Below are 22224 nucleotides of genomic sequence, written 5' to 3'. Positions count from 1 at the left end.
TCGGGCCGCGGTGCGATCGCGCCGCGGCCTCAGTCCTCTTTCCCTTCCTTTTTCCTCTTTCGTGGCTCTCCGCGTCTTCATCACCGGCGCCTCCAGCGGCATCGGTGCCGCGCTGGCGCGTCATTACGCCGCTGCCGGAGCCAGCCTGGGCCTGGTCGGGCGGCGTCGCGACGCGCTGACCGAACTGGCTGACAGCCTGCCCGGCACGCATGCGCTGTATTGCGTCGACGTGGCGGAGCCGGGTGCGCTAGCGGATGCCGCCACGGATTTCATGGCCCGCTTCGGTGTGCCCGACGTGGTCATCGCCAACGCCGGTGTGTCGGTGGGTACGCTGACCGAGGAGGCCGACGATCTGGCGGCCTTCGAGCGCGTGCTGCGCACCAACGTGCTGGGCATTGTCGCCAGCTTCCAGCCCTTCGTTGCGCCCTTGCGCGGCTGTGGCCGCGGGCGCCTGGTCGGCATCGCGTCGGTGGCTGGCATCCGGGGGCTGCCCGGCGCCGGTGCCTACAGCGCGTCGAAGGCGGCGGCGATCGCCTACCTGGAGAGCCTGCGCGTCGAGTTGCACGGCAGCGGCGTGAAGGTGGTGACCATCGCGCCGGGCTACATCGACACGCCGATGACCGCCATCAACCCGTACCCGATGCCTTTCCTGCTGCCCGCCGACGAGGCTGCGCGGCGCTTTGCGCGGGCCATCGAGGCGGGCGTCGGTTACACCGTCATCCCGTGGCAGATGGGTGTGGTGGCCAAGCTGCTGCGCCTGCTGCCCAATCCACTGTTCGACCGCCTGTTCGCGCGGGCCGGACGCAAGCCACGGGGTTTGCCGCTGTAGCCTGCGCCGGTCGCCGCGGGGTCAATGCGCCGCGTCGCCGCTGGCAGCGGCCGGACGACTGTGGCCCGGACGGGTCAGCCACACGCTGACGAGCAGCAGCAGGAACAGGCAGCCCGACGCCCAGAACACGTCGTTGGCGGCCAGTGAGAAGGCCTGCACATTGACCTGCCGTTCCAGCACGCCGAGGCCGCGGGCCAGATCGAAACCCTGGGCCTGCAGCTGGCCGAGGGTCTCGCTGGCGACCGGGTTGTAGGCGCTGACCTGGGCCGCCAGCTGCTCGTGGTGCAGCGCCGCGCGGCGCTCCCACAGGGTGGTCATCAGCGATGCACCGAAGGCGCCGCAGGTGATCCGCACGAAGTTCGATACGCCCGACGCCGACGGCACGCGCTCCATCGGCAGGCCCGACAGGGTGATGGACACCAGCGGGATGAAGAAACAGGCCATCGCGATGCCCTGGATCAGCTGCGGCACCACGATGCTGCCCGGCGCGATGTCGGTGGAGAAGCCCGAGCGCATGAAGGACACCAGCGCGAACACCACGAAGGCCACGGTGGCCAGGCGGCGTGGGTCGGTACGCGGCAGGATCTTGCCGACCGCCGGCGACAGCAGCAGCGCCAGGATGCCGATCGGGGCCGTCACCAGCCCGGCCCAGGTGGCCGTGTAGCCCATGTACTGCTGCAGCCACAGGGGCAGCACCACCACGTTGCCGAAGAACACGCCGTAGGCGGTGGCCAGCGCGATGACGCCGAACAGGAAGTTGGGGCGGGCGAACAGGGTCAGGTCCACCACCGGGTGCTCCTCGGTCAGCTCCCAGACGACGAACAGCGCGAAGCCCACCACGGTGACCGCCGCCAGCGCGATGATCTCGCCGGATTCGAACCAGTCCAGCTCCTTGCCCTTGTCGAGCATGATCTGCAGCGCGCCGACCCAGATCACCAGCAGCGCCAGCCCGACCTTGTCGATGGGCAGCTTGCGGGTCGGCGTCTCGCGGTGTTTCAGCAACTGCCAGCTCATCCAGGCCGCGCCGATGCCCACCGGCACGTTGATGTAGAAGATCCACGGCCAGGACAGGTTGTCCGACAGCCAGCCGCCGAGGATCGGGCCCATCACTGGCGCGACGAGGGTCGTCATCGACCACATCGCCAGCGCCATGCCGGACTTTTCCCGTGGGTAGGCCTGCAGCAGCAGGGCCTGGGACAGCGGGATCATCGGCCCGGCGACGGCACCCTGCAGCACCCGCGCGGCGATCAGCATCTCCAGGCTGCCGGCCAGGCCGCACAGCAGTGAGGCGAGCACGAACAGCACCACCGAGGCGACGAACAGGCGTACCTGTCCGACGCGCTGGCTGAGCCAGCCGGTCAGCGGCACCGCAATGGCGTTGGCGACGCCGAAGGAGGTGATGACCCAAGTGCCCTGGGTCGGGCTGACGCCCAGGTCGCCGGCGATGTTGGGCAGGGACACGTTGGCAATGGTGGTGTCCAACACGTTCATGAAGGTCGCCAGCGACAGGGCCACGGTGGCCAGCCGGCGCGCCCCCGGTTCGAGGGGCGGCAGCGGAGCGGGGGCGGCGCTCATGGCTCAGGCCCGGGTACGGCGCGGGGTGGCCAGGGCCGCCGCCGGCGGGATGCTCGGCAGCGTGAGCTCGGGCTGTTGCAGCTCGGCCGTCTGTCCGCCGTTGTTGGCCGAGATGATCGCGCGGATGCGTTCGCGGGCGGCCTTGCCCAGGTCGGCGAAGACGTCGGTCTGGGCGACCGGCGCGGTCGGGGCAACGCCGAGGGGGCCGTCGCCGTCTTCATGGAGATCCACTTCCACCTGCATCGACAGGCCGATGCGCAGCGGATGGGCGGCGAGTTCCTGCGGGTCGAGGCTGATCCGCACCGGCACCCGCTGCACCACCTTGATCCAGTTGCCGCTGGCGTTCTGGGCCGGAAGCAGCGCGAAGGCGGCACCGGTGCCGGCGGCCAGGCCGACGATCTTGCCGTGGTATTCGATCTTGGAACCGTACACGTCGGCGTTCAGGCTGACCGGCTGGCCGATGCGCATGCGGCCGAGCTGGCTCTCCTTGAAGTTGGCGTCCACCCACACTTGTTCGAGCGGCACCACTGCCATCAGCGGCGCACCGGCTGCCACGCGCTGGCCGACCTGCACCGCGCGGCGGGCGACGAGGCCACCGAGCGGCGCGGGTACCACGCTGCGCGCGAAGGCCAGGTAGCTCTCCTCGACCTTGGCGGCCGCCCGCAGCACGTTGGGGTGGCTTTCGACGCGGGTGCCGCTGGTCTGCACTCGGTTGGTGGCGAGCTGTTCGCGGGCCGTTTGCACGGCGGTTTCGGCGGCGCGCAGTGCGGCGCGGGCATGTTCGATCTCTTCGGCGGCGACGGCGCCGGTGCCGGCCACCTGTTGGCGGCGGGTCAGGTCGTCCCTGGCCTTGGCGAGGTCGGCTTCCTTCTGCTTCACGGCCGCATCGAGGGCGCCGCCGCCGGCGTACAGCGCGCGCACTTCCCGCACGGTCTGGCCGAGCTGGGCTTCGGCCTGTTCCAGCGCGACGCGGGCGTCGGCGTCGTCGAGGCGAACCAGCGGCTGGCCGGCCTTCACCAGCTGGGTGTCGTCGGCGTCGATGGAGACCACCGTTCCGGCCACCTGCGGGGTGATCTGCACGACGTTGCCGGCCACGTAGGCGTCGTCGGTGTGTTCCAGGTAGCGGCCGTGGGTCATCCACCAGCCGCCCCAGGCGGCGCCGGCCAGCGCACAGGCGACGGCGATGGTGATGAGGCTGCGCTTGCGCTTGCCGTTGGTGGCGTTTGCGGCGGTGCCGCTGTCGGGGGTGGTCATGGTCCGGTTCCTTCTTGGCGGGATCAGTGGGACGTGTCGATGGGCAGGTAGCCGCCGCCCAGTGCGCGGGCAAGACCGGCGCTGGCGTCGAGGCGGCGGGTGCGCAGCTCTGCGGTGAGGCGGCGCTGGGCGAGCAAGGGGGTTTCGGCGGCGAGGACCGCGGTGTAGCTGGCGAGGCCGGCCTTGTAGCGCACTTCGGTGAGGCGCCAGGCGTCTTCGTAGCGGGCCAGCGCGGCTTGCTGGTCGCGCCCTTCGGTGTCGGCGCCGCGCCAGTTGGCGAGCTGGTCGGCCACGTCGCGCAGGGCATCGACGAGGGTGGCGTTGTATTGGGCGATGGCCGCGTCCTGTTCGGCGTTGCGTGCGGCCAGGCGGCTGCGCAGGCGGCCGCTGTCGAACACCGGCAGGTGGATCGCCGGGCCGATGCCGAGCATGCGGCTGCCGCTTTCGAAGAGATTGGACAGGCCGATGGACTGCAGGCCGACGAAGGCGCTGAGATTCACGTTCGGATAGAAGTCGGCGCGGGCCGCGTCGCTCTCGCGACGGCTGGCCTCGACGCGCCAGCGCTGGGCGTTCACGTCGGGCCGGCGGCCGAGGAGGTCGGCCGGCAGCTGGCTCGGCAGCGCCGCGGCGACGTCGCGCAGGGCCGGCGGGGTCAGGTCGAGGCCGGCGTCGGGGCCGTGGCCGGTGAGGGCGGCCAGCTGGTTGCGGACCAGCGCCAGCTGCACGTCGAGGGCACTGCGTTCGGCGCGGGCGGCGGAGATGCTGCCGTCGGCCTGACGCAGCTCGGCCTGGTTCTCGAGGCCGGCCTTCAGGCGCAGGCGGACCAGCTCCTGCAGCTTCTCGCGCTGGGTGACGGTGGCATCGGCGATGGCGCGCAGCTGGTGCAGACGGTCGAACTGCAGGTAGGCGCGGGTGATCGCGCTGCTCAGGATCAGGCGGGCGCCGGCGGTTTCGGCCTGGGCGGCGCGGGCCTGGCCGACGGCGGCGTCCAGCGCGGCGCGGTTGCGGCCCCAGAAGTCCAGGTCGAGGCTGAAATCCAGCGCGGCCCGGTTGAGGCTGGTGTAGCGGCCTCCCAGGCTGGGCGGGAAGATGTAGTTCTCCGACAGGCGTTGCTGGGCGCCCTCGGCGTTGGCGCCGACCTGCACGCCGTCGGCTGCGGCGGTCAGGCTGGCCATGGCGCGGGCCTGGTCGAGGCGGGCCTGGGCGAGGGTCAGGCTGGGGCTGTCGCGCAGCGCGTCGGCAACCAGGCGGTCGAGCTGCGGGTCGCTGTAGGCGGTCCACCAGGCGTCCGTCGGCCAGTCGCCAACGGCGGCCGCGGCCAGGCTGCGCTGGCCGGCCAGTTGTTCCGGCGCCAGGAGCGCGGCGTGCGGGGCGAGCCCGCTGGGGTTGGCGCAGGCGCCAAGCAGGCCGAGCAGCGGTAACAGGAGGGCAAGTTGTCGCTTCATACGGAATTTCCTGTATTGGGCTGAGACTGTCTGTGCTGTATCTGCCAAGGCAGATATTTGCTTCAAAAAAAGCGGCGAAGTCCGCCGCGCCGCTGGAACGCTGCCCGGTTCACTCGCCGCGCTTGTCCAGGTTGGCGACGATGCGTGCGATCACTTGCTTGGTCAGCGCGACCTCTTCGGGCGTGAAGTTGGTCAGCGCCTGATTGAGGACGTCCACCACCCGCGGCACGATCAGCGGGAGCAAGGCCTTGCCGCTGTCCGTCACATGCAGCTGCACGACCCGCCGATCGGTGGTGCTGCGTTCCCGGCGGATCAGCGCCTTCTCTTCGAGGCGGTCGATCATGCGGGTCATCGAGCCGGTGTCGCAGCCCATGCACTTGCACAGCGCCGAGGCGGTTTCCCCGTTGCGCAGGGCGACCTGCTTGAGCACCGTCCATTGGGCGGAGGTGATGTCCAGATCGCCGATCCGGTCGTCGAGGGCTTGGGCCAAGCGGATCTTGGCCTGATGCAGCAGGAAGCCGAGGCTGTCCTCCTGGCTGTAGTTCTCGACGGTGTAGGGCTGGGGCTGGGATGGATTGCTTGTGTTGGGCATTTACGGCAAAGGCAATTACTGCATAGGCAGATAATTCGCTTTTTTCCCGCCCATGTCAACAAGCGACCGTCACGGGGGAAGACCCGTGACGGTAATCGGGGAGGCTCAGGCCAGCTGGGTGATGGCCGGCAGGTACTTCTTGCCGAGGGCTTCGGCGACCTGCGGGTGGGTCACGTTGCCGGCGCAAATGTTGAGGCCGGCGCGCAGGCCGGCGTCGTCCTTGAGGGCTTCCTTCCAGCCCTTGTCGGCGATGGCCAGCACGAAGGGCAGCGTGGCGGCGTTGAGCGCGTAGGTGGCGGTGCGGGCCACCGCGCCGGGCATGTTGGACACGCAGTAGTGGACGATGCCATCCACCAGATAGGTGGGGTCGGCGTGGGTGGTCGGCCGGGAGGTCTCGAAACAGCCGCCCTGGTCGATGGCTACGTCCACGATCACCGCGCCGGGCTTCATCGCAGCGAGCATCGTGCGGGTGACCAGCTTGGGCGCGGTGGCGCCGGGGATCAGCACGGCGCCGATCACCAGGTCGGCCTGCAGCACCTGGCGTTCGATGGCGTCGCGGGTGGCGTAGAGCGTCTTGACGCGGCCGCCATAGACTTCGTCCAGGTGGCGCAGCACCGGCAAGGACTTGTCGAGGATGGTCACGTCGGCGCCGATGCCGACCGCCGTATGCGCGGCGTTGTTGCCCACGGTGCCGCCACCGAGGATGACTACGCGGCCCGGCTCGACGCCCGGCACGCCGCCGAGCAGCACGCCACGGCCGCCGTGGGATTTTTCGAGGGCCGCGGCGCCGGCCTGGATGCTCATGCGGCCGGCGACCTCCGACATCGGGGCGAGCAGCGGCAGGCCACCGCCGGGTGTGGTGACGGTCTCATAGGCGATGGCGGTGGCGCCGCTGGCGATCAGCTCTTCGGCCTGGCCGGGGTCCGGCGCCAGGTGCAGGTAGGTGAAGATCACGTGATGCGGCTTGAGGCGGGCGCGCTCCTCGGCCAGCGGCTCCTTGACCTTGATGATCAGCGTGGCTTCCCCGAAGACGTCATCGGCACTCAGGGTGACCTTGGCGCCGGCCCGCTCGTAGTCGTTGTCGCTGGCGCCGATGCCGTGGCCGGCACCGGACTCGACGAAGACCTCGTGGCCATGGGCGACGAGTTCGCGGACCGAAGCGGGGGTCAGGCCGACGCGGTATTCGTGGTTCTTGGTTTCCCTTGGGACGCCGACTTTCATGATGTTCTCCGTTATATGGTGCGGCTGCTGCTTAGCGCCCGAGATTACCGCGACTTGCGCCGGCTTCCAACAAGGATACGGGTCTTGAGATACTGCGCGGATGATGAACGAGAATGATGTCGATTTCCTGGAGGACGCGGCCGGACAGCGCCACCGTCCGTGGGTGGGGCCGGCCCGCATCGTGTCGCTGGTGCCGTCGCTGACCGAGCTGGTGTGCGAGCTCGGGCTGGCCGACAGCCTGGTGGGGCGCACGGGCTTCTGCGTGCATCCGCGAGCGGTGCTGAAGACGGTCCCGAAGCTCGGTGGCACCAAGGACGTGAACCTGCAGCGCCTGCGCGAACTGGCGCCGACCCACGTGATCGTCAATATCGACGAGAACCGCAAGGACTGCGTGGAGGAGATCGCCCGCTTCGTGCCCAATGTGATCGTCACGCATCCGTGCCGGCCGGAGGACAACCTGCCGCTGTACCGCCTGTTCGGCGCGGTGTTCGGCTGCGAGGCGCGGGCCGCTGCGTTGGGCGAGGAACTGGTGGAGGCGATCGCGCTGGCACAGGCGGCCGGCCGTGAGCTGCCGCGGGAGAAGGTCCTGTACCTGATCTGGCGCGAGCCGTGGATGACGGTGGCGCCGGACACCTACATCGCGGCGAGCCTGGCGCTGGTCGGCTGGGACTGCTGGCCGGCGCTCGGCGACGGCGTGCGTTATCCGGCTTTCGACTGGAACGCGCCGTGGCTGGCTGAGGTGAGCCGGGTGTTCCTGTCGTCGGAGCCCTATCGCTTCGGTGACCGGCATGTGGGTGAAGTGGCTGAACTGGCCCGTCGGCCGGCCCGGCTGATCGACGGGGAAATGACGTCCTGGTACGGCAGCCGGGCCGCCGCCGGGCTGCGCTACCTGGCGGCGTTGCGGCGGGAACTGGCCGCCTGACGGCGGCCGTGCGTCAGACCTGCTGGCGCAGCACCTGGTGCGGCGCCGGCACCGGCCAGCCGTTGGCGCTGCTGATTTCGGCCAGCATCTTGTTGGTGTCGAAATACACTTGCCAGTAATGGTCGTTGTGGCAGTGGGGACGCACCACGAGGCGCGTGCCGGCGGCGTTGAACTCGAGGATTTCCACGTCCGGCGCCGGGGTGACCAGCACGTTGGGGATCTGCGCGACGCGGTTGCGGATCAGTTCCATCGCCTGTTGCGGCGCGACGCTGTGGGCCAGTTGGGCGAACAGTTCGACGCGGCGGGACGGGTTGGCGGTGTAGTTCACAATGTTGTCGGAGAACAGCTTGTTGTTGCCGACGGTGGTGCGCACGTCGTCGGGCTGGTCGATGGTGGTGGCGAACAGGCCGATCTCCTTCACGGTGCCGGTGATGCCGGCGCCGCTGATGAAGTCGCCGACCTTGAACGGGCGCAGGATGATCAGGAAGGCGCCGGCCGCGAAGTTGGACAGCAGGCCACTCCAGGCCACGCCGATGGCCACGCCGGCAGCGGCGATCAGCGCCGCGAAGCTGGTTGTCTCGATGCCGAAGACGGACAGGATGACGATCACCAGCACGATCCGCATGATCACCCGCAAGGTGGCGCCGACGTAGCGCACCAGGGTCGGCTCGACCTTCTGGCGGGTCATGCCGCGGCTCGACAGGTTGCTGATGGTATTGATCAGCCAGCCGCCGATGATCCACAGGGCAATCGCGCCGGCGAGCTTCCAGCCGAAGGGGATCAGGTAGGTGGTGACGAGTCCGCTGAGGTCGAAACCGTTGTCGAGAGCCATGGCCTTACTCCGGATTGAAGAGGTATGGAGCCAGTCTAGTCCTGTGACATGGCATCCGGTGTCATGCCGGGTTAATTTTTTGTGGCGCGTCGCTGTCCTCGGGTAGCAGCGCCTGCAGGCGTTCCGGGGGAAGGATCGCGAAGCGGGCGGCGATCACCGGGCGGCGGCTGAGCTTGAGGACCAGCTTGTCGCGCGACAGCAGCGCCCGGGCGCTGCTGTCGCGGGCGACTTCGAGGAACTTCTGGTCGTCCCGGTCGAGGCAGTTGGGCAGTTCGCAGGCCGGCGGATCGGCGGGTTCGACCAGCTGGCAGCGGGCCCTGTAGGCGGCGGCGATCTCCGCCTGGCGCTCCGGCGTCTGCTTGAACTGGGAATAGGCGAGGACCCGGGCCAGCTCTTCGAGGCAGTCCTCGCGGCTGACGGGGCATAGCGCGCCGCTCTCGACGGCTGCGCGCAGGCGGACCAGGCTGGGGTCCTCGAACATCCACAGGGACAGCACCACGTTGGTGTCGAGGACGACCGGCAGGCCGGGGGGCAGAGGGGCTTCGAGGGGATAGGTGGCCACGGAAGGGATGGGGCGGTGATCGGTACGGGAGCGCAACGGAAAGGGGGGCCGAAGCCCCCCTTCCGGTCAGACGGTGCGACGTTTTTGCTCAGGCGGCCTTCTTGGCGTCCAGGCGAGCCTTGACGTAGGAGCCCGGCGCGTCCTCGAGGACCTTGAGGTTGCCCTTGACGGGGTCGCGGGCCGGAACCTTGCTGGCGTCCTGGCCAAGCAGCCAGGCCTGCCAGTCGGTCCACCAGGAGCCCGGTTGCTGCTCGGCGCCGGCGAAGAACTCGTCGGCGGTGTCGGGCATCTTGGCGCTGGAGTTGATCCAGAAACCGTACTTGTTGGCCGCCGGCGGGTTGACGATGCCGGCGATGTGGCCAGAGCCGCCCAGCACGAAGCGCACGTTGCCGCCGAAGTTGCGGGCACCGGAGTAGGTGCTCTTCCACGGGGCGATGTGATCTTCGATGGTGGAGATGAAGTAGGTCGGGACCTTGATCTTGCCGAGGTCGATGGGCACGCCGCCAACCTCGATGCCACCCGGCTCCTTCAGCAGGTTCTGCATGTACATGTTGCGCAGGTAGAAGCTGTGCATCTTCGCCGGCATGCGCGTGGAATCGGAGTTCCAGTACAGGAGATCGAAGGGGAAGGGATCCTTGCCCATCAGGTAGTTGTTGACCACGAAGGACCAGATCAGGTCGTTGGCGCGCAGCATGTTGAAGGTGCCGGCCATCTCCGAGCCCTCCAGGTAGCCGCGCTCGAACATCTTCTTCTCGAGGCTGGAAACCTGGCCTTCGTCGATGAACACGCCCAGCTCGCCGGGATCGGCAAAGTCGGTCATGGTCGTGAAGAAGGTGCCGGAGGCGATCCGCTTGTCACGCTTGCCGGCCATGTAGGCCAGCGTGGTGGCGAGCAGGGTGCCGCCCAGGCAGTAGCCGGCGGCGTTGATTTCCTTGGCGCCGGTCTGCTCGACGATGGCATCCACGGCGGCCAGCGTGCCTTCCAGCAGGTAGGAGTCGAAGCTCTTCTCGGCCAGATGCTCGTCCGGGTTGACCCAGGAGATCACGAACACGGTGTGGCCCTGATCGACGCACCACTTGATGTAGGAGTTCTTCTCGCGCAGGTCGAGGATGTAGAACTTGTTGATCCACGGCGGCACGATCATCAGCGGACGCTTGGAGACCTCGGGGGTGCTCGGCGTGTATTGCAGCAGCTGCATCATGTCGTTCTGGAAGACGACCTTGCCCGGCGTGGTGGCGACGTTCTTGCCCAGCTCGAAGGCCGTGGTGTCGGTCATCTTGACGCGCAGGTTGCCGCCGCCGTCTTCCACGTCGCGCAGCAGGTTGTTGAGGCCCTTGATGAGGTTCTGGCCGTGGCTCTTGACCGTTTCGCGGAAGACTTCCGGGTTGGTCATCGCGAAGTTGGACGGGGACAGGGCGTCGATGTACTGGCGGGTGTAGAAGTTGACCTTCTTCTGGCTCTGGTCGTCGAGGCCGTCCACGCTGCTGACCGTGTCATGGATGTGACGGGCGGCGATCAGGTAGGACTGCTTCATGAAGTCGAACAGGAAGTGCTCCTGCCATTCTTCGTCCTTGAAGCGCTTGTCGTCCTTGGCCGGGGAGACTACGGGACTGCCGCCCATGCCGCTGAAGCGCATGACGGAGTGCTGCCACAGCGAAAAGTAGTCCCACACCAGGTTCATCTGGGCCTGGGCCAGGCGGTAGGGATTGGCGAGCAGCTTGCCCATCATGTCCATGAAGGCCTGGGCGATGCCCAGTTCGTCGGACGGCGTGCTAAGGCCCTTCTTGACCTGCTTCTGGATATGGTCGGCGAGCAGTTTGGAGGCCCGCTGCGCGACTTCGGCGTAGGTCTTGGCGACTTCTTTCGGGTCCGGCAGTTCGGACTTGACGGTTTCTTTTTCTGGCGCAGCCATTCGTGGGCTCCTAGTTAATGGCTTTTGATGAAACGGACTATCCCATCGCTATCCACCGACCGGCACACCTCCCTTTTGCGCTCGAGATGGTTCAGGTGGGCGATGGCTTCCCCCATGGCAAACATCACCTGGTGCGTGTCGAGCGGCCGTGGGAACAGCGTTGTAAGCAAATCCCCCGCGCAGCGCGGCACGTCACAGGCAGCGAGCAACTCCGCACAGCGGGCGTCGTGGTGCTCGACGAGCTGATCCACGCGCAAACCGATATTGCGGAAAGGACTCCCGTGTGATGGTAGCACGAGCGTTGTTACCGGCAATCGCTGCAACTTGCGGATCGAATCGAGGAAGCGGCCGAGGGGATCGTCATCCGGCGTGACCGCGAAAACACTGACGTTGGTGGAGATCCGCGGCAGCAGCATGTCGCCGGAAATGAGGATGCCGGCATCCGCGCAATACAGGGACATATGCTCGGGCGAATGGCCGTAGCCGACGATGACTTCCCAGTCGCGACCGCCGATATGCAGGCGCTCGCCGGCGACCACGCGCTCGTAGCGGGACGGTAGCGACGGTACGCCGCGTTCATAGGCGTTGCCGCGCTCGGCGAGGGCCTGGCAGCGCGCCTCGTCGAGGCCGTTGCGGCGGAACTGGGCCACCATCGGCGCGGTGCCGTGGCCACCCAGCTGGTGCCACACCGCGTGGCCGCTCAGGTATTCGCCGTGGGTCATCGTGATGCCGGCGCCGGTGCGTTCCGACAGCCACTGGGCGAGGCCCAGGTGGTCCGGGTGGAAATGGGTCACGATGATCCGCGTGACCGGCTTGCCGAAGTCCGCCAGGATGCGTTTCCAGGCTTCCTGGGTGGCCTCGAGGCCGTAGCCGGTGTCCACGATCGCCACGCCGTCGCCGTCCTCGATCAGCCACAGGTTGATGTGGTTGAGGGCGAAGGGCAGTGGCATCCGGATCCAATGCACTCCGGATGCCACCTCCAGCGTAGTCCCTTCGGCTGGAAGGGTCTCGAAGGGGTATTCCAGCGTCTCGCTCATATGCTGTTCTCCTAGTTGGGTCTTGTAATGTTTATTGGGAATTGTCCGCGTTGCCCGCGCAGGTGAAATCTGATCTACTGCGCGCCATTCCGTGCCCTGACGCCGTATGCCGCGTCCGACTCGACTCATGAGCCAGGAACAAACCTACACCATCACCGATCTCGCCCGCGAGTTCGGGATAACCCCGCGGGCAATCCGTTTCTACGAGGACGAAGGCCTGCTGGCGCCGACCCGTGCCGGACGCAACCGTATCTATGTGCGTCGCGACCGTACCCGGCTGCGCCTGATCCTGCGCGGCAAGCGCCTGGGCCTGTCGCTGGCCGAGGTCGGCGAACTGCTCGGCATGTACGACGGCGTCCGCAATTCCGTCCCCCAGCTGCGTCGTTTCCTCGGTGTGCTGGCCGACAGGCGCAAGGCCATCGAGCAGCAGCGCGAGGACATCGAGGCCGTGCTCGGGGAAATCGCCATGCTCGAAAAGCAGTGCTCCGAACTGCTGGCCGAAAACCCCGCCGGCGCGGCCGAAGCACGGGCCGAGCTGGTTGCGCGTCTGCGCGACGCATCATGAGTTTTTAGCAGGAAAATTACGTTAACGTAAGCGTAATTTATTGTGTCAAAAGTCTTGCTGTACGGGAGATTCAGGCATTCCAGCGCGAGACCGACGGAACGTCGTGGAAAAGCTTCCCGACACCGGCAGGGATGAAACAGGGGGCGATGACGGGTATCGTGTCGGCCAGTTCCGTTTTCATAGGAAGAGAAGATCGATGGCAGTAACACTCCGCGTCCTCGGCCCCGACAACACCGCCGAACTCGAACATGTCCGCCAGTTTTTCCGCAACTATGCTGGATGGCTGGGAGTTGACCTGGCATTCCAGAGTTTCGGCGATGAGATGGCAAGCCTGCCGGGAGCCTATTCGACGCCGGCCGGGCGGCTGTTCTTTGCCGAATTCGACGGCCAGCCCGCCGGTTGCGTCGGTATCCGCCCCTTCACCGAGGGCGTCTGTGAGATGAAGCGCCTGTACGTGGAGCCCGAGCTCCGCGGCAACGGCGTCGGCCGCGAACTGGCGCTGGCGGCCATCAAGGCGGCCAAGAGCCTGGGCTACCGCCGGATCCTGCTCGATACCCAACCGGCGATGCGCATCGCCGTCAAGCTGTACCGCGAACTGGGTTTTACCGAAGCGCCGGCCTATTATCCGGCTCCGCTCGAAGGCACCATGTTCCTGGCCCTTGACCTGGAGAACTGGAACGAGGCCGAGGTCAAAAACGAAAACCTGTTCCACCTCTTCGACTACAACCTGGCCTGGGCCAAGCACATGCGCCAGGTGGATCCGCAATTCTTCGAGAAGCTGTCCAAGCTGCAGGCGCCTGAATACCTGTGGATCGGCTGTTCCGACTCCCGCGTGCCGGCCAACGAGATCATCGGCCTGCTGCCGGGCGAGGTCTTCGTCCACCGCAACGTCGCCAACGTGGTGGTGCACACCGACCTCAACTGCCTGTCGGTGATCCAGTTCGCCGTCGAGGTGCTGAAGGTCAAGCACATCATGGTGGTCGGCCACTACGGCTGCGGTGGCGTCGGTGCTGCGCTGCGCCGCGAGCGCGTCGGCCTGGTGGACCTGTGGCTGCGCCATGTGCAGGACGTGCATGTGAAGCACGCCCGGCGTGTCGACGCGCTGCCGCCGGAGTTGCGCCAGGATCGCCTGTGCGAGCTCAATGCGCTGGAGCAGGTGGTCAATGTCTGCCAGACCATTGTCGTGCAGGACGCCTGGCGGCGCGGCCAGCGCCTCACCGTGCATGGCTGGGCCTACGGCCTTAAGGACGGCCTGATCCGTGATCTGGGCATCAACGTCGGCCGGCCGGAAGACCTCACGCCGCGCTACCTGTCGGCGCTGGAGGCGCTGGAAACCTGATCGGTACCTGCCAGCGCATCCGCCCCGTGATGTGCTGGCAGGGCGACAGCAATAAAGGACAAGGAGCCGGCACAGCCGGCCGCTACCGGAGGAGAACACATATGGCCGAAATCCGCTTGCGCGAAGGCGTCAGTCTGGAATCCCTCAACGCCCGCGGTGTCGGGCACCTGCCGGGCTGGTTCGGTTTCGAGGCAGTGGCGCTGGAGCCCGGCAAGCTGTCCTCGCGCCTGCTCATCCGCCCGGAAATGCTGGCCCCCAACGGCTTCCTGCACGCGGCGACGATCATCGCGCTGGCCGACACTTCGGCCGGCTACGCCACCGTCGCCCACCTGCCCGACGGCGCGCAGAGCTTCACGACCATCGAACTGAAGAGCAATTTCCTCGGCACGCAGACCGAAGGCGTACTGCTGTGCGATGCGACGGCGGTGCACCTCGGCCGCAACACCCACGTGTGGGATGCCGAAGTACGCAGCGGTGGCAGCGACCGCCGTCTGGCCCTGTTCCGCTGCACGCAGATGATTTTGTGGCCGAAGGCCGCCTGAACGGGAGATCGCCGCCATGAACACCCCCCAACGTTCCGCCGCGCCGCTGGACTTCTATTTCGACTTCTCGTCCCCGTACGGCTACTTCGCCGCCGAGAAGATCGACGAGCTGGCCGCCCGCTACGGGCGCAGCGTGCTGTGGCATCCCTTCCTGCTCGGTGCCACCTTCAAGGTCACCGGCCTCGGGCCACTGCCCACCATTCCGCTGAAGGGCGCTTATTCCCTGCACGACATCCAGCGCTCGGCGCGCTACTTTGGCCTGCCCTACCGCCAGCCGAGCAGCTTTCCGCTGCCGACCCAGCATGCGGCCCGCGCCTTCCTGTGGATCAACGACCGCGATCCGGCGCTGGCCCGGCAGTTCGGCTTGGCGATCTACCGCGCCTACTTCGTCGATGACCAGAACATCTCCGACCTGGCGGTGGTGCTCAATGTCGCCGCCGGCCTGCGCCTGGACCGGGACGAACTGTCCGCCGTGCTCGGCAGTGCCGAGATCAAGACCCGCCTGATCGCCGAGAGCGAACTGGCGCTGGCCCGCGGCGTGTTCGGTTCGCCCTACATCTTCGTGGACGGCGAAGCCTTCTGGGGCGCCGACCGCCTGTCGCAGATCGAGAAGTGGCTCGCCGAAGGAGGATTCTGAATCCGCACGGAACTTGGCCGCCGGCCTGTTGCCAATCTTGAGGCGCCGGCCATGGATAATGCGGGGCATTGAACGCCGCCCCACGACCCCGGAGACCTGGATGTCCGCCCCGATCGACTTTTATTTCGACTTTTCCTCGCCCTACGGCTACCTGGCTTCCGAGCAGATCGACGCCATCGCGGAGCGGCACGGCCGTGCCGTGATGTGGCACGCCATCGTCCTCGACGCCCATTTTCAGCCCCAGGGTGGCATGCGCATCCCGTCCGCGCTGATGCGCTCCGAATACGTGCGGCGCGACGTGGAGCGTTCGGCAGCCTTCTTCGAGATCCCCTTCAAGGAGCCCAGCCCCTATCCGCTGCACACCGAGCACGCGGCCCGCGCCTTCCAGTGGCTCAGCGACCGCAACCCGGACGAGGCGCGGGCGTTCGCCCACGCGGTGTATCGCGCCTACTTCGTAGACGGCCGCAACATCGCCGAGACCGCGGTGCTGCTCGAGATCGCCGATGCGCGGGGCCTTAACCGGGACGACATCTCGGCGGCCTTTTCCGACGCCGGCACCAAGGCCCGCCTGAAGGCCGAGGTCGACCTGGCCGAGGCGCGCGGCGTGTTCGGCTCGCCTTTCTTCATCGTCGAGGGCGAGGGCTTCTGGGGCAACGACCGCTTGCCCCAGCTGGAGCGCTGGCTGGCCAAGGGGCCGTATTGAGGAGCGGGGAGATGCGGCGTATCTGCGTGTTCTGCGGTTCCCGCATGGGTGTCCGGCCGGTGTACCGGGAAGTGGCGGAGCTGCTCGGTCAGACCCTGGCCGAGCGCAACGTCGAGCTGGTGTATGGCGGCGGTAACGTCGGCCTGATGGGCGCCGTTGCCGATGCCTGCCTGGCGGCCGGCGGCAAGGTGGTGGGGGTGATCCCGCGTGCGCTGCTGGAATGGGAAGTTGGCCACGAGGGCCTGACCCGCCTGGAGGTGGTGGACTCCATGCACACCCGCAAGGCGCGCATGGCCGAACTGGCCGACGGCTTCATCGCGTTGCCCGGTGGGCTCGGCACCTTCGAGGAGCTTTTCGAGATCCTGACCTGGGCTCAGCTGGGCTTCCACGCCAAGCCGGTCGGCCTGCTCAATGTGGAAAACTATTACTCGCCCTTGATCCAGATGCTCGACAGCGGCATCGCCGAGGGCTTCATGAAGGCCGAGAACCGCGGCCTGCTGCAGATCGAAGACAACGTCGTGGCGCTGCTGCGGGCCATGGGCCAGCACCATCCGCCGGCCGTCGGCAAGCGCATCCGCGACGAGAAACAGCTGTAAACGGCTACCCCAACCACGACCCGCCGCCACGCAGTGGCGGGCATGTCTTTACCCAGAGAGTGTGTCATGAGTCTTCCTTCCCCCTGTATCAACGTCTGCCGCATGGATGAGGCCAACGCCTATTGCGAAGGCTGTTTCCGCACCATTCCCGAGATCACCGAATGGAGCGGTGCCAGCGAGGCCCGCCAGCAGGAGATCATGGACCTGATCGCCACGCGCCAGGCGGCCCTGTTCGACGGCTCGACGGCCGGCACGCAGCCCGCCTGAGACGCCGCGATGAGCGACGACAATCCCTGCGTCGGCATCTGCCAGATCGACGAAAGCGGCTACTGCATCGGCTGCGGCCGCAGCGCCGACGAGATTTTCGGCGAGACCGACTCCGCGGCTGGCGGGCAGGACAGCGCGACCGACAGCCTGAAGCCCGTCGCCGGCCAGCCGGCCGACGAGTCCGACTGAGCGCCGGCCATGCCCGCCTGTGTGTTGCCACCCGGCATCCGGGTGCTGGAGCGGGGCTGGCTGTCCGCCAACAACGTGCTGCTTTTCGACGGTGACACGGCGACGCTGGTGGACAGCGGCTACGTGACCCATGCCGGGCAGACCGTCGCGCTGCTGCGCGAGGCCCTGGACGGACGGCGCCTCGGGCGCCTCATCAACACCCATTCCCATTCCGACCACATCGGCGGCAACGCCGCGGTGCAGCGCGCCTTCGGCTGCGCCATCGGCGTGCCGGCGGGCATCGCCGAGGCCGTCCACGCGTGGGACGAAGCAGCTCTGCTGCTCAGCGTCGCCGCCCAGCAGGGCGAGGCCTTCCGGCACGATCACGTCATCGAGGCCGGCGAGCATCTGCAGATGGGCGGCTACGAGTGGCAGGCCTTGGTGGCCCCCGGCCACGACATGGACGCGCTGGTCTTCCACGCACCCGACGCGCGCCTGCTGATCTCCGGCGACGCCCTGTGGCGGGACGGCTTCGGCATCCTGTTCGCCGAGATCATCGGTGCCGGTGGTGGCCTGGAGGGCGCGCGCTCCACGCTGGAGGCCATTGCCCGCCTGCCGGTGGAGCGGGTCATTCCCGGCCATGGCGCGCCTTTCGTCGAGGTGGAGGAGGCGCTGGAGTCCGCGTTCGCCCGTCTGCGCGCCTTCGAGGAAGACGGTGCGCGGATAGCCCGCAACGCGATCCGCGCCTGCGTCACCTTTGCGCTGCTGGAGCAGCGGAGCCTGGAAATCGACGGTCTGCCGGACTACCTCGCCGCGGTGCCCCTCTATCGGGAAGCCAACCGGCGCTTTCTCGGTCTAAGCTTCGGGGAGCTGGCCGAATGGCTGGTGCGCGAACTCCTGCGGGCCCGGGTGGCCAGGCTCGACGGCCGGCTTTTGATAGCCGGTTAATTTGATAAAATCAACGAGTTTTGCAAAATTGACGCGATTCGCGGGAGAGGCAGTATTCGCGCCGTTGCCGAGTCAGCGAACTTCTCGTCATAGGGCGTGTCAGGCTGTTGCCCGCCGCCATCCGTTGTTCTAGAAACAGGATCGTCTGAAGTCATGCAACTTGTTCTGATCAGTGGTCTGTCCGGTTCCGGCAAGAGCGTCGCGCTCAATGTCATGGAGGACTGCGGCCACTACGTGGTGGACAACCTGCCATCGGCGCTGCTGCCGCAACTGGTGTCCCACCTGCGGGGTGCCGGTTACCAGCGCATCGCGGTGGCCGTCGACGTGCGCTCGGGGGCCGGCATCGCCTCCCTGCCAAAGCAGGTCGAGGCGCTGCGCGGCATGGTGGACGACCTGCGCTTCCTGTTCCTCGATGCGCGCGACGACGTGCTGATCGCGCGCTTCTCCGAGACCCGCCGCCGCCATCCCCTTGGCGACGCCTACAGCACCCTCGGCGAAGCCATTGCCCGCGAGCGCGAAGAACTGGCGCTGATCGCCGAGCTGGGCCAGCGTATCGACACCAGCGACCTGGCGGCCAACACGCTGCGCAACTGGATCAAGAGTTTCATGGACCTGGAGGCCGGTAGCCAGATCGCCGTGCTGTTCCAGTCCTTCGGTTTCAAGCACGGCATTCCGGTGGACGCCGACCTGGTCTTCGACGTGCGCTGCCTGCCCAACCCCCACTACGATCCGCTGCTGCGGCCGCTGACTGGGCGCGACCAGCCGGTCATCGACTTTCTCGAAAAAGTGCCTGAAGTGGGGCAGATGGTGGATGACATCTATGCCTTCGTGGCCTCCTGGTTGCCGGCCTACGTCAATGACAACCGCAGCTACCTGACCATTGCCATCGGCTGTACCGGCGGCCAGCACCGCTCGGTGTATGTCGCCGAGCAGCTGGCCGCGCGCTTCCAGGACAATGTGCGGGTGCAGGTACGCCACCGTTCCTTCAAATGAACCGGGCCGTCGCCCTGCAGCGCTGGCTGGCCGCCTGGGCGGCCTACCTGCGGGCGGGCGACTTGCTGGTCCTCGGCGGTGCGCTGGCGGTGTGCGTGCTGTCGGCCATGACGCTGTGGCAGGGCGGCCATCCGGACAAGGCCGTCATCCGCGCCGGCGGTCGTGTGTTTGCCGAAGTGGATCTCCATGCGCCGCGCATCGTCGACGTGCCGGGCCCGATCGGCACCACCCGCATCGAGGTGCAGCCGGGCCGCGCCCGCGTCGCCTCCGACCCCGGCCCGCGCCAGTACTGTGTGCGCCAGGGCTGGCTGAACAGCGCCGGCGCGGTGGCGATCTGCGCTCCCAACGAAGTCAGCCTGTCCCTGTCCGGGCGCAATGCCGACTATGACTCCCTCAACTACTGAGATCGAACTCAAGCCGACGGCGGACGACCACCGGGTGGCTCGCCACGCCGCGGCGGCCATCGTGCTGACCGTCGCCGAGGCGGCCATTCCGCTGCCGCTGCCGGGCATCAAGCCGGGCCTCGCCAACATCATCACGCTGGTCGTGCTGGCCCGCTGGGGCTGGCGCGAGGCCGCCTGGGTGGCGCTGCTGCGGGTGCTGGTCGGAAGCCTGCTGCTTGGCCAGTTCCTGGCGCCGGGCTTCTTCCTGAGCCTGACCGGAGGCGTGATGAGCCTCGTCGTGCTGGGCGTTGCGATGCATCTGCCGAAGCGCTGGTTCGGCCCGGTCAGCCAGAGCGTGCTGGCGGCCTTCGCGCACATCGGCGGCCAGGTGCTGGTCGCGCGCGTGTGGCTGGTGCCCCATGACGGGGTGTTCTACCTGGTGCCGATCTTCGCGCTGGCGGCGACGGTGTTCGGCCTTGCCAACGGCCTGATCGCCGCCCGCCTGCTGTCCGAGGAGCTGGCCGACCCGGGCGTCAGCGCCGCCGCCGCGAAATAGGCCGCGGTGCCGGCTTGTCCGGCAGGCCCAGGGCGGCCCGCGACAGGCGGTCGGCGTCCGGGTTGCGGTGGCGCGGTACCCATTCCAGGCTGACGCTGGCGAAGGTCTCGAGCTGGGCCTGCAGCCGTTCGATGATGCAGCCGAGGCGGACGATGTCGGTATGCGCGTCGCCGTTCAGGTGGCGCACCACGAAGTCGCTGTCGCCGCGCACCCTCAGATGGGTGGCGCCCGCTTCCCGGGCCAGCTGCAGGGCCTGTTCGAGGGCCAGCAGCTCGGCTTCGTTGTTGCACCCCGTGCCGTGGACGGTGGTCGATAGTTCGATGTGCTGCCCGTCCGGGCCGCGCACGACCGCCCCCAGCCCCAGCCGCCCCGGATTGGGGTAGGCCGAGCCGTCGAACCAGAGCTGCCATTCGGTGCGGGGAGAGTGTGTCGGAACCATCGCGTGTGGGGGATTGATGCGCCTGCGGGACGGGGCGCAAGCATGCGGTAAAACGGGCCGTGCGGAAAGGCTGCTGCCCGTCATCCTCCCATCACTTCGCCGTAACACCGGTGCAGCATCGCGCCGTGACACTGGCGAAATGGACCGCGCCGGACTTATCTGCCAAGAACTCACGAGCCACCAGACTTCCCTCCGGGTTGCGGTGGTGACCGAGACTTATCCGCCCGAAATCAACGGAGTGGCGATGACCACCGGCCGCATGGTCGACGGCCTCGTTGCCGCCGGCCACCGGGTGGACCTGATCCGCCCGCGCCAGGCCCACGAGGGCGGCTCGCTGGCTGTCGATGGCGGAGCCGACGGTGTCGAGGAGATGCTGTCCCGCGGTATTCCGCTGCCGCGCTACGCCAACCTGCAGCTCGGTCTGCCGGCCCGCAAGGTGCTGCTGCGGCGCTGGTCGCACCAGCGCCCGGACGTCGTGCAGGTGGTCACCGAGGGCCCGCTGGGCTGGTCGGCGCTGACCGCCGCGCGCAAGCTGAACCTGCCGGTGATCAGCGAGTTCCACACCAATTTCCATCGCTACAGCGGCCACTACGGCGTCGGCTGGCTGAAGCGCCCGATCGCCGCCTACCTGCGCAAGTTCCACAACCGGGCCGACCTGACCCTGGTGCCGACCCGCGCCCTGTGCCACGAGCTGGCCGGGCAGGGCATTCCGCGTGTGGATGTGGTGTCCCGCGGCGTGGATACCCAGCTTTTCGATCCCGTCCGCCGTAGCGGCATCCTGCGTCACAGCTGGGGCCTGGCGCCGGACGACCTGGCCGTGGTGTATGTCGGCCGGATCGCCCCGGAAAAGAACCTGGCCCTGCTGGAAAAGGCCTTCGAGGCGATCCAGGCCCGCCAGCCGCGGGCCCGCCTGATCATGGTCGGCAGCGGCCCGGCGATGGCGGCCATCCGCGGCCGCCAACCGCGGGCCATCTTCACCGGCCCGCAGACCGGCGAGGCGCTGGCCGAGCACTACGCCAGTGGCGACCTGTTCCTCTTTCCGAGCCTCACCGAGACCTACGGCAACGTGGTCGCCGAGGCGCTGGCCAGCGGTCTGCCGGTGGTCGCCTACCGGGACGCCGCCGCCCAGGAGCTGCTCAGCCACCAGGTGCAGGGCTGGCTGGCCGCGCCGGGGGATGAGGCGGCCTTCGTGGAAGGCGCCGTGGCCCTTGCCGAAGCCCCCGAATTGCGTGCCCGCCAGCGTCTCGCTGCGCGGGAGCGGGTGGCCAGCCTGGCCTGGCACGCCATTGTCGACAGCCTGGTCGCCCTGCAGCGCCAGGTCATCCTGAGTTCCCCCGTCGCCGCCCGGAGGTAAACCATGTTCGTGCTGCCCGCCCGCCTGCAATTGCTCGACGACCGCCTGGCGGTTCGCTCCAACCGCCTGTCCCGTTACCGCGGGCTGCGCGACCTGATGCGTGCGGTCAGCCGGCTCGGCGACGGCGTGGCGTGGTACACGCTGGCGGCCTGCCTGTTCGCGCTGTTCGGCGCCGAGGCCCTGCCGGCGCTGCGTCAGATGCTGGCGGCCGGCGTGGCCGGGGTGATCGTCTACAAGATCCTCAAGACCCACACGCTGCGTCCGCGCCCCTTCGAGGTGGTCAGCGACGTGGTGTGCGCCGGCTCGCCCCTCGACAAGTTCAGCTTCCCGTCCGGCCACACGCTGCACGCGGTGAGCTTCTCCCTCGTGCTGGCCCAGCACTTCCCGCCGCTGGCGCCGGCGGTGTTCGGCTTTGCGGCGCTGGTGGCGGTGTCCCGCCCGGTGCTCGGCCTGCACTACCCCAGCGACGTGCTGGCCGGCGGCGCGATCGGCGCCACGCTGGCCTACGGCGCCATCACGCTGCTCTAAGCCTGGCTGCGCTTGCCGGCCGTGC

At 67.9% G+C, this 22224-nt stretch carries 26 protein-coding genes; 16 read left to right on the top strand and 10 right to left on the bottom strand.

Translation table 11 applies throughout. The features are described 5' to 3' along the window. The first annotated feature begins 61 nt into the window (after positions 1–61). A complete protein-coding gene (locus AC3QL2_RS09155) occupies positions 62–829 on the top strand; it encodes an SDR family oxidoreductase (RefSeq protein WP_493233223.1) in 768 nt (255 codons plus the stop codon). 21 nt (positions 830–850) lie between these two features. Here the strand turns inward: AC3QL2_RS09155 and AC3QL2_RS09150 are convergent, their stop codons facing one another. The 5 genes from AC3QL2_RS09150 to ald form a co-directional block, all read right to left on the bottom strand. Further along, the gene (locus AC3QL2_RS09150; RefSeq protein WP_493233222.1) at positions 851–2404 is read right to left on the bottom strand and encodes a DHA2 family efflux MFS transporter permease subunit; all 1554 of its coding nucleotides are present in this window, start codon (positions 2402–2404) and stop codon (positions 851–853) included. Between the two features lie 3 nt (positions 2405–2407). Continuing rightward, positions 2408–3658: an HlyD family secretion protein gene (locus AC3QL2_RS09145; protein ID WP_493233221.1), complete on the bottom strand. Its 1251-nt coding sequence runs from the start codon at positions 3656–3658 to the stop codon at positions 2408–2410. Positions 3659–3681: 23 nt separating this feature from the next. After that, entirely contained in the window at positions 3682–5103 is a 1422-nt protein-coding gene (locus AC3QL2_RS09140) for an efflux transporter outer membrane subunit (protein WP_493233220.1), read from the bottom strand. A gap of 109 nt (positions 5104–5212) precedes the next feature. Then, a complete protein-coding gene (locus AC3QL2_RS09135) occupies positions 5213–5695 on the bottom strand; it encodes a MarR family winged helix-turn-helix transcriptional regulator (RefSeq protein WP_493233219.1) in 483 nt (160 codons plus the stop codon). 105 nt (positions 5696–5800) lie between these two features. After that, the gene (ald, locus tag AC3QL2_RS09130; protein WP_493233218.1) at positions 5801–6916 is read right to left on the bottom strand and encodes an alanine dehydrogenase; all 1116 of its coding nucleotides are present in this window, start codon (positions 6914–6916) and stop codon (positions 5801–5803) included. Between the two features lie 100 nt (positions 6917–7016). Between ald and AC3QL2_RS09125 the strand changes: the two genes are divergently transcribed. After that, positions 7017–7838, top strand: coding sequence for a helical backbone metal receptor (locus AC3QL2_RS09125; RefSeq protein WP_493233217.1), 822 nt, complete (start codon positions 7017–7019; stop codon positions 7836–7838). Positions 7839–7851: 13 nt separating this feature from the next. Here the strand turns inward: AC3QL2_RS09125 and AC3QL2_RS09120 are convergent, their stop codons facing one another. The 4 genes from AC3QL2_RS09120 to AC3QL2_RS09105 all read right to left on the bottom strand — a co-directional run bounded on the left by AC3QL2_RS09120 (position 7852) and on the right by AC3QL2_RS09105 (position 12181). Then, positions 7852–8670, bottom strand: coding sequence for a mechanosensitive ion channel family protein (locus AC3QL2_RS09120; RefSeq protein WP_493233216.1), 819 nt, complete (start codon positions 8668–8670; stop codon positions 7852–7854). 61 nt (positions 8671–8731) lie between these two features. Next, entirely contained in the window at positions 8732–9232 is a 501-nt protein-coding gene (locus AC3QL2_RS09115; RefSeq protein WP_493233215.1) for a putative toxin-antitoxin system toxin component, PIN family, read from the bottom strand. Positions 9233–9320: 88 nt separating this feature from the next. Beyond that, the gene (locus AC3QL2_RS09110) at positions 9321–11144 is read right to left on the bottom strand and encodes a PHA/PHB synthase family protein (RefSeq protein ID WP_493233214.1); all 1824 of its coding nucleotides are present in this window, start codon (positions 11142–11144) and stop codon (positions 9321–9323) included. Positions 11145–11158: 14 nt separating this feature from the next. Continuing rightward, positions 11159–12181 carry an MBL fold metallo-hydrolase gene (locus tag AC3QL2_RS09105; RefSeq protein ID WP_493233213.1) on the bottom strand — a complete coding sequence of 341 codons (1023 nt, stop codon included), beginning with the start codon at positions 12179–12181 and terminating at the stop codon, positions 11159–11161. Between the two features lie 127 nt (positions 12182–12308). On the opposite strand from AC3QL2_RS09105, the gene AC3QL2_RS09100 reads away from it, so the two are divergent. From AC3QL2_RS09100 to AC3QL2_RS09045, 12 genes are all read left to right on the top strand, one after another. Continuing rightward, the gene (locus tag AC3QL2_RS09100) at positions 12309–12746 is read left to right on the top strand and encodes a MerR family transcriptional regulator (protein ID WP_493233212.1); all 438 of its coding nucleotides are present in this window, start codon (positions 12309–12311) and stop codon (positions 12744–12746) included. Between the two features lie 196 nt (positions 12747–12942). Then, a complete protein-coding gene (gene can / locus AC3QL2_RS09095; RefSeq protein ID WP_493233211.1) occupies positions 12943–14085 on the top strand; it encodes a carbonate dehydratase in 1143 nt (380 codons plus the stop codon). Positions 14086–14186: 101 nt separating this feature from the next. Beyond that, complete coding sequence (locus AC3QL2_RS09090) at positions 14187–14627, top strand: PaaI family thioesterase (RefSeq protein ID WP_493233210.1); 441 nt, start codon at positions 14187–14189, stop codon at positions 14625–14627. Positions 14628–14643: 16 nt separating this feature from the next. Next, positions 14644–15264, top strand: coding sequence for a 2-hydroxychromene-2-carboxylate isomerase (locus AC3QL2_RS09085; RefSeq protein ID WP_493233209.1), 621 nt, complete (start codon positions 14644–14646; stop codon positions 15262–15264). A gap of 100 nt (positions 15265–15364) precedes the next feature. Then, positions 15365–15967, top strand: a complete 603-nt coding sequence (locus AC3QL2_RS09080) for a 2-hydroxychromene-2-carboxylate isomerase (RefSeq protein WP_493233208.1) — start codon at positions 15365–15367, stop codon at positions 15965–15967. Between the two features lie 11 nt (positions 15968–15978). Next, positions 15979–16563, top strand: a complete 585-nt coding sequence (locus AC3QL2_RS09075) for an LOG family protein (RefSeq protein WP_493233207.1) — start codon at positions 15979–15981, stop codon at positions 16561–16563. Positions 16564–16629: 66 nt separating this feature from the next. After that, on the top strand, positions 16630–16830 hold the full coding sequence (locus AC3QL2_RS09070; RefSeq protein WP_493233206.1) for a DUF1289 domain-containing protein: 201 nt from the start codon (positions 16630–16632) through the stop codon (positions 16828–16830). 9 nt (positions 16831–16839) lie between these two features. Continuing rightward, positions 16840–17019 (top strand): DUF1289 domain-containing protein, encoded by a 180-nt coding sequence (locus tag AC3QL2_RS09065; protein WP_493233205.1) that lies wholly within the window; start codon positions 16840–16842, stop codon positions 17017–17019. A gap of 9 nt (positions 17020–17028) precedes the next feature. Beyond that, positions 17029–17946 (top strand): MBL fold metallo-hydrolase, encoded by a 918-nt coding sequence (locus AC3QL2_RS09060; protein WP_493233204.1) that lies wholly within the window; start codon positions 17029–17031, stop codon positions 17944–17946. A gap of 153 nt (positions 17947–18099) precedes the next feature. Continuing rightward, on the top strand, positions 18100–18939 hold the full coding sequence (rapZ, locus tag AC3QL2_RS09055; RefSeq protein WP_493233203.1) for an RNase adapter RapZ: 840 nt from the start codon (positions 18100–18102) through the stop codon (positions 18937–18939). Next, positions 18936–19343: a NusG domain II-containing protein gene (locus AC3QL2_RS09050; RefSeq protein WP_493233202.1), complete on the top strand. Its 408-nt coding sequence runs from the start codon at positions 18936–18938 to the stop codon at positions 19341–19343. Before rapZ ends, AC3QL2_RS09050 begins: the two co-directional genes overlap by 4 nt. Beyond that, positions 19324–19878 (top strand): Gx transporter family protein, encoded by a 555-nt coding sequence (locus AC3QL2_RS09045; protein ID WP_493233201.1) that lies wholly within the window; start codon positions 19324–19326, stop codon positions 19876–19878. The genes AC3QL2_RS09050 and AC3QL2_RS09045 overlap by 20 nt, the downstream gene beginning before the upstream one ends. Here AC3QL2_RS09045 and AC3QL2_RS09040 read toward each other — a convergent pair. After that, entirely contained in the window at positions 19856–20317 is a 462-nt protein-coding gene (locus tag AC3QL2_RS09040) for a ribonuclease HI family protein (protein ID WP_493233200.1), read from the bottom strand. The genes AC3QL2_RS09045 and AC3QL2_RS09040 overlap by 23 nt on opposite strands. A gap of 244 nt (positions 20318–20561) precedes the next feature. Between AC3QL2_RS09040 and AC3QL2_RS09035 the strand changes: the two genes are divergently transcribed. Both AC3QL2_RS09035 and AC3QL2_RS09030 read left to right on the top strand, forming a co-directional pair. After that, positions 20562–21671: a glycosyltransferase family 4 protein gene (locus AC3QL2_RS09035; protein ID WP_493240377.1), complete on the top strand. Its 1110-nt coding sequence runs from the start codon at positions 20562–20564 to the stop codon at positions 21669–21671. A gap of 3 nt (positions 21672–21674) precedes the next feature. After that, entirely contained in the window at positions 21675–22199 is a 525-nt protein-coding gene (locus AC3QL2_RS09030) for a phosphatase PAP2 family protein (RefSeq protein ID WP_493233198.1), read from the top strand. The last annotated feature ends 25 nt before the right edge of the window (positions 22200–22224 follow it).

It is taken from the genome of Zoogloea sp. GW822-FHT05C07 (assembly GCF_058800215.1).
The sequence above is the reverse complement of the archived record's forward strand: the minus strand, read 5'-3'. Positions and strand labels throughout refer to the sequence as shown.

Bases quoted from the DNA above. Each gene is read 5' to 3' on its own strand.
- AC3QL2_RS09150 (WP_493233222.1), bottom strand. From the start codon at position 2,404: ATGAGCGCCGCCCCCGCTCCGCTGCCGCCCCTCGAACCGGGGGCGCGC.
- AC3QL2_RS09145 (WP_493233221.1), bottom strand. From the start codon at position 3,658: ATGACCACCCCCGACAGCGGCACCGCCGCAAACGCCACCAACGGCAAG.
- AC3QL2_RS09140 (WP_493233220.1), bottom strand. From the start codon at position 5,103: ATGAAGCGACAACTTGCCCTCCTGTTACCGCTGCTCGGCCTGCTTGGC.
- AC3QL2_RS09135 (WP_493233219.1), bottom strand. From the start codon at position 5,695: ATGCCCAACACAAGCAATCCATCCCAGCCCCAGCCCTACACCGTCGAG.
- ald (WP_493233218.1), bottom strand. From the start codon at position 6,916: ATGAAAGTCGGCGTCCCAAGGGAAACCAAGAACCACGAATACCGCGTC.
- AC3QL2_RS09125 (WP_493233217.1), top strand. From the start codon at position 7,017: ATGATGAACGAGAATGATGTCGATTTCCTGGAGGACGCGGCCGGACAG.
- AC3QL2_RS09120 (WP_493233216.1), bottom strand. From the start codon at position 8,670: ATGGCTCTCGACAACGGTTTCGACCTCAGCGGACTCGTCACCACCTAC.
- AC3QL2_RS09110 (WP_493233214.1), bottom strand. From the start codon at position 11,144: ATGGCTGCGCCAGAAAAAGAAACCGTCAAGTCCGAACTGCCGGACCCG.
- AC3QL2_RS09105 (WP_493233213.1), bottom strand. From the start codon at position 12,181: ATGAGCGAGACGCTGGAATACCCCTTCGAGACCCTTCCAGCCGAAGGG.
- AC3QL2_RS09100 (WP_493233212.1), top strand. From the start codon at position 12,309: ATGAGCCAGGAACAAACCTACACCATCACCGATCTCGCCCGCGAGTTC.
- can (WP_493233211.1), top strand. From the start codon at position 12,943: ATGGCAGTAACACTCCGCGTCCTCGGCCCCGACAACACCGCCGAACTC.
- AC3QL2_RS09090 (WP_493233210.1), top strand. From the start codon at position 14,187: ATGGCCGAAATCCGCTTGCGCGAAGGCGTCAGTCTGGAATCCCTCAAC.
- AC3QL2_RS09085 (WP_493233209.1), top strand. From the start codon at position 14,644: ATGAACACCCCCCAACGTTCCGCCGCGCCGCTGGACTTCTATTTCGAC.
- AC3QL2_RS09080 (WP_493233208.1), top strand. From the start codon at position 15,365: ATGTCCGCCCCGATCGACTTTTATTTCGACTTTTCCTCGCCCTACGGC.
- AC3QL2_RS09075 (WP_493233207.1), top strand. From the start codon at position 15,979: ATGCGGCGTATCTGCGTGTTCTGCGGTTCCCGCATGGGTGTCCGGCCG.
- AC3QL2_RS09070 (WP_493233206.1), top strand. From the start codon at position 16,630: ATGAGTCTTCCTTCCCCCTGTATCAACGTCTGCCGCATGGATGAGGCC.
- AC3QL2_RS09065 (WP_493233205.1), top strand. From the start codon at position 16,840: ATGAGCGACGACAATCCCTGCGTCGGCATCTGCCAGATCGACGAAAGC.
- AC3QL2_RS09060 (WP_493233204.1), top strand. From the start codon at position 17,029: ATGCCCGCCTGTGTGTTGCCACCCGGCATCCGGGTGCTGGAGCGGGGC.
- rapZ (WP_493233203.1), top strand. From the start codon at position 18,100: ATGCAACTTGTTCTGATCAGTGGTCTGTCCGGTTCCGGCAAGAGCGTC.
- AC3QL2_RS09050 (WP_493233202.1), top strand. From the start codon at position 18,936: ATGAACCGGGCCGTCGCCCTGCAGCGCTGGCTGGCCGCCTGGGCGGCC.
- AC3QL2_RS09045 (WP_493233201.1), top strand. From the start codon at position 19,324: ATGACTCCCTCAACTACTGAGATCGAACTCAAGCCGACGGCGGACGAC.
- AC3QL2_RS09040 (WP_493233200.1), bottom strand. From the start codon at position 20,317: ATGGTTCCGACACACTCTCCCCGCACCGAATGGCAGCTCTGGTTCGAC.
- AC3QL2_RS09035 (WP_493240377.1), top strand. From the start codon at position 20,562: ATGACCACCGGCCGCATGGTCGACGGCCTCGTTGCCGCCGGCCACCGG.
- AC3QL2_RS09030 (WP_493233198.1), top strand. From the start codon at position 21,675: ATGTTCGTGCTGCCCGCCCGCCTGCAATTGCTCGACGACCGCCTGGCG.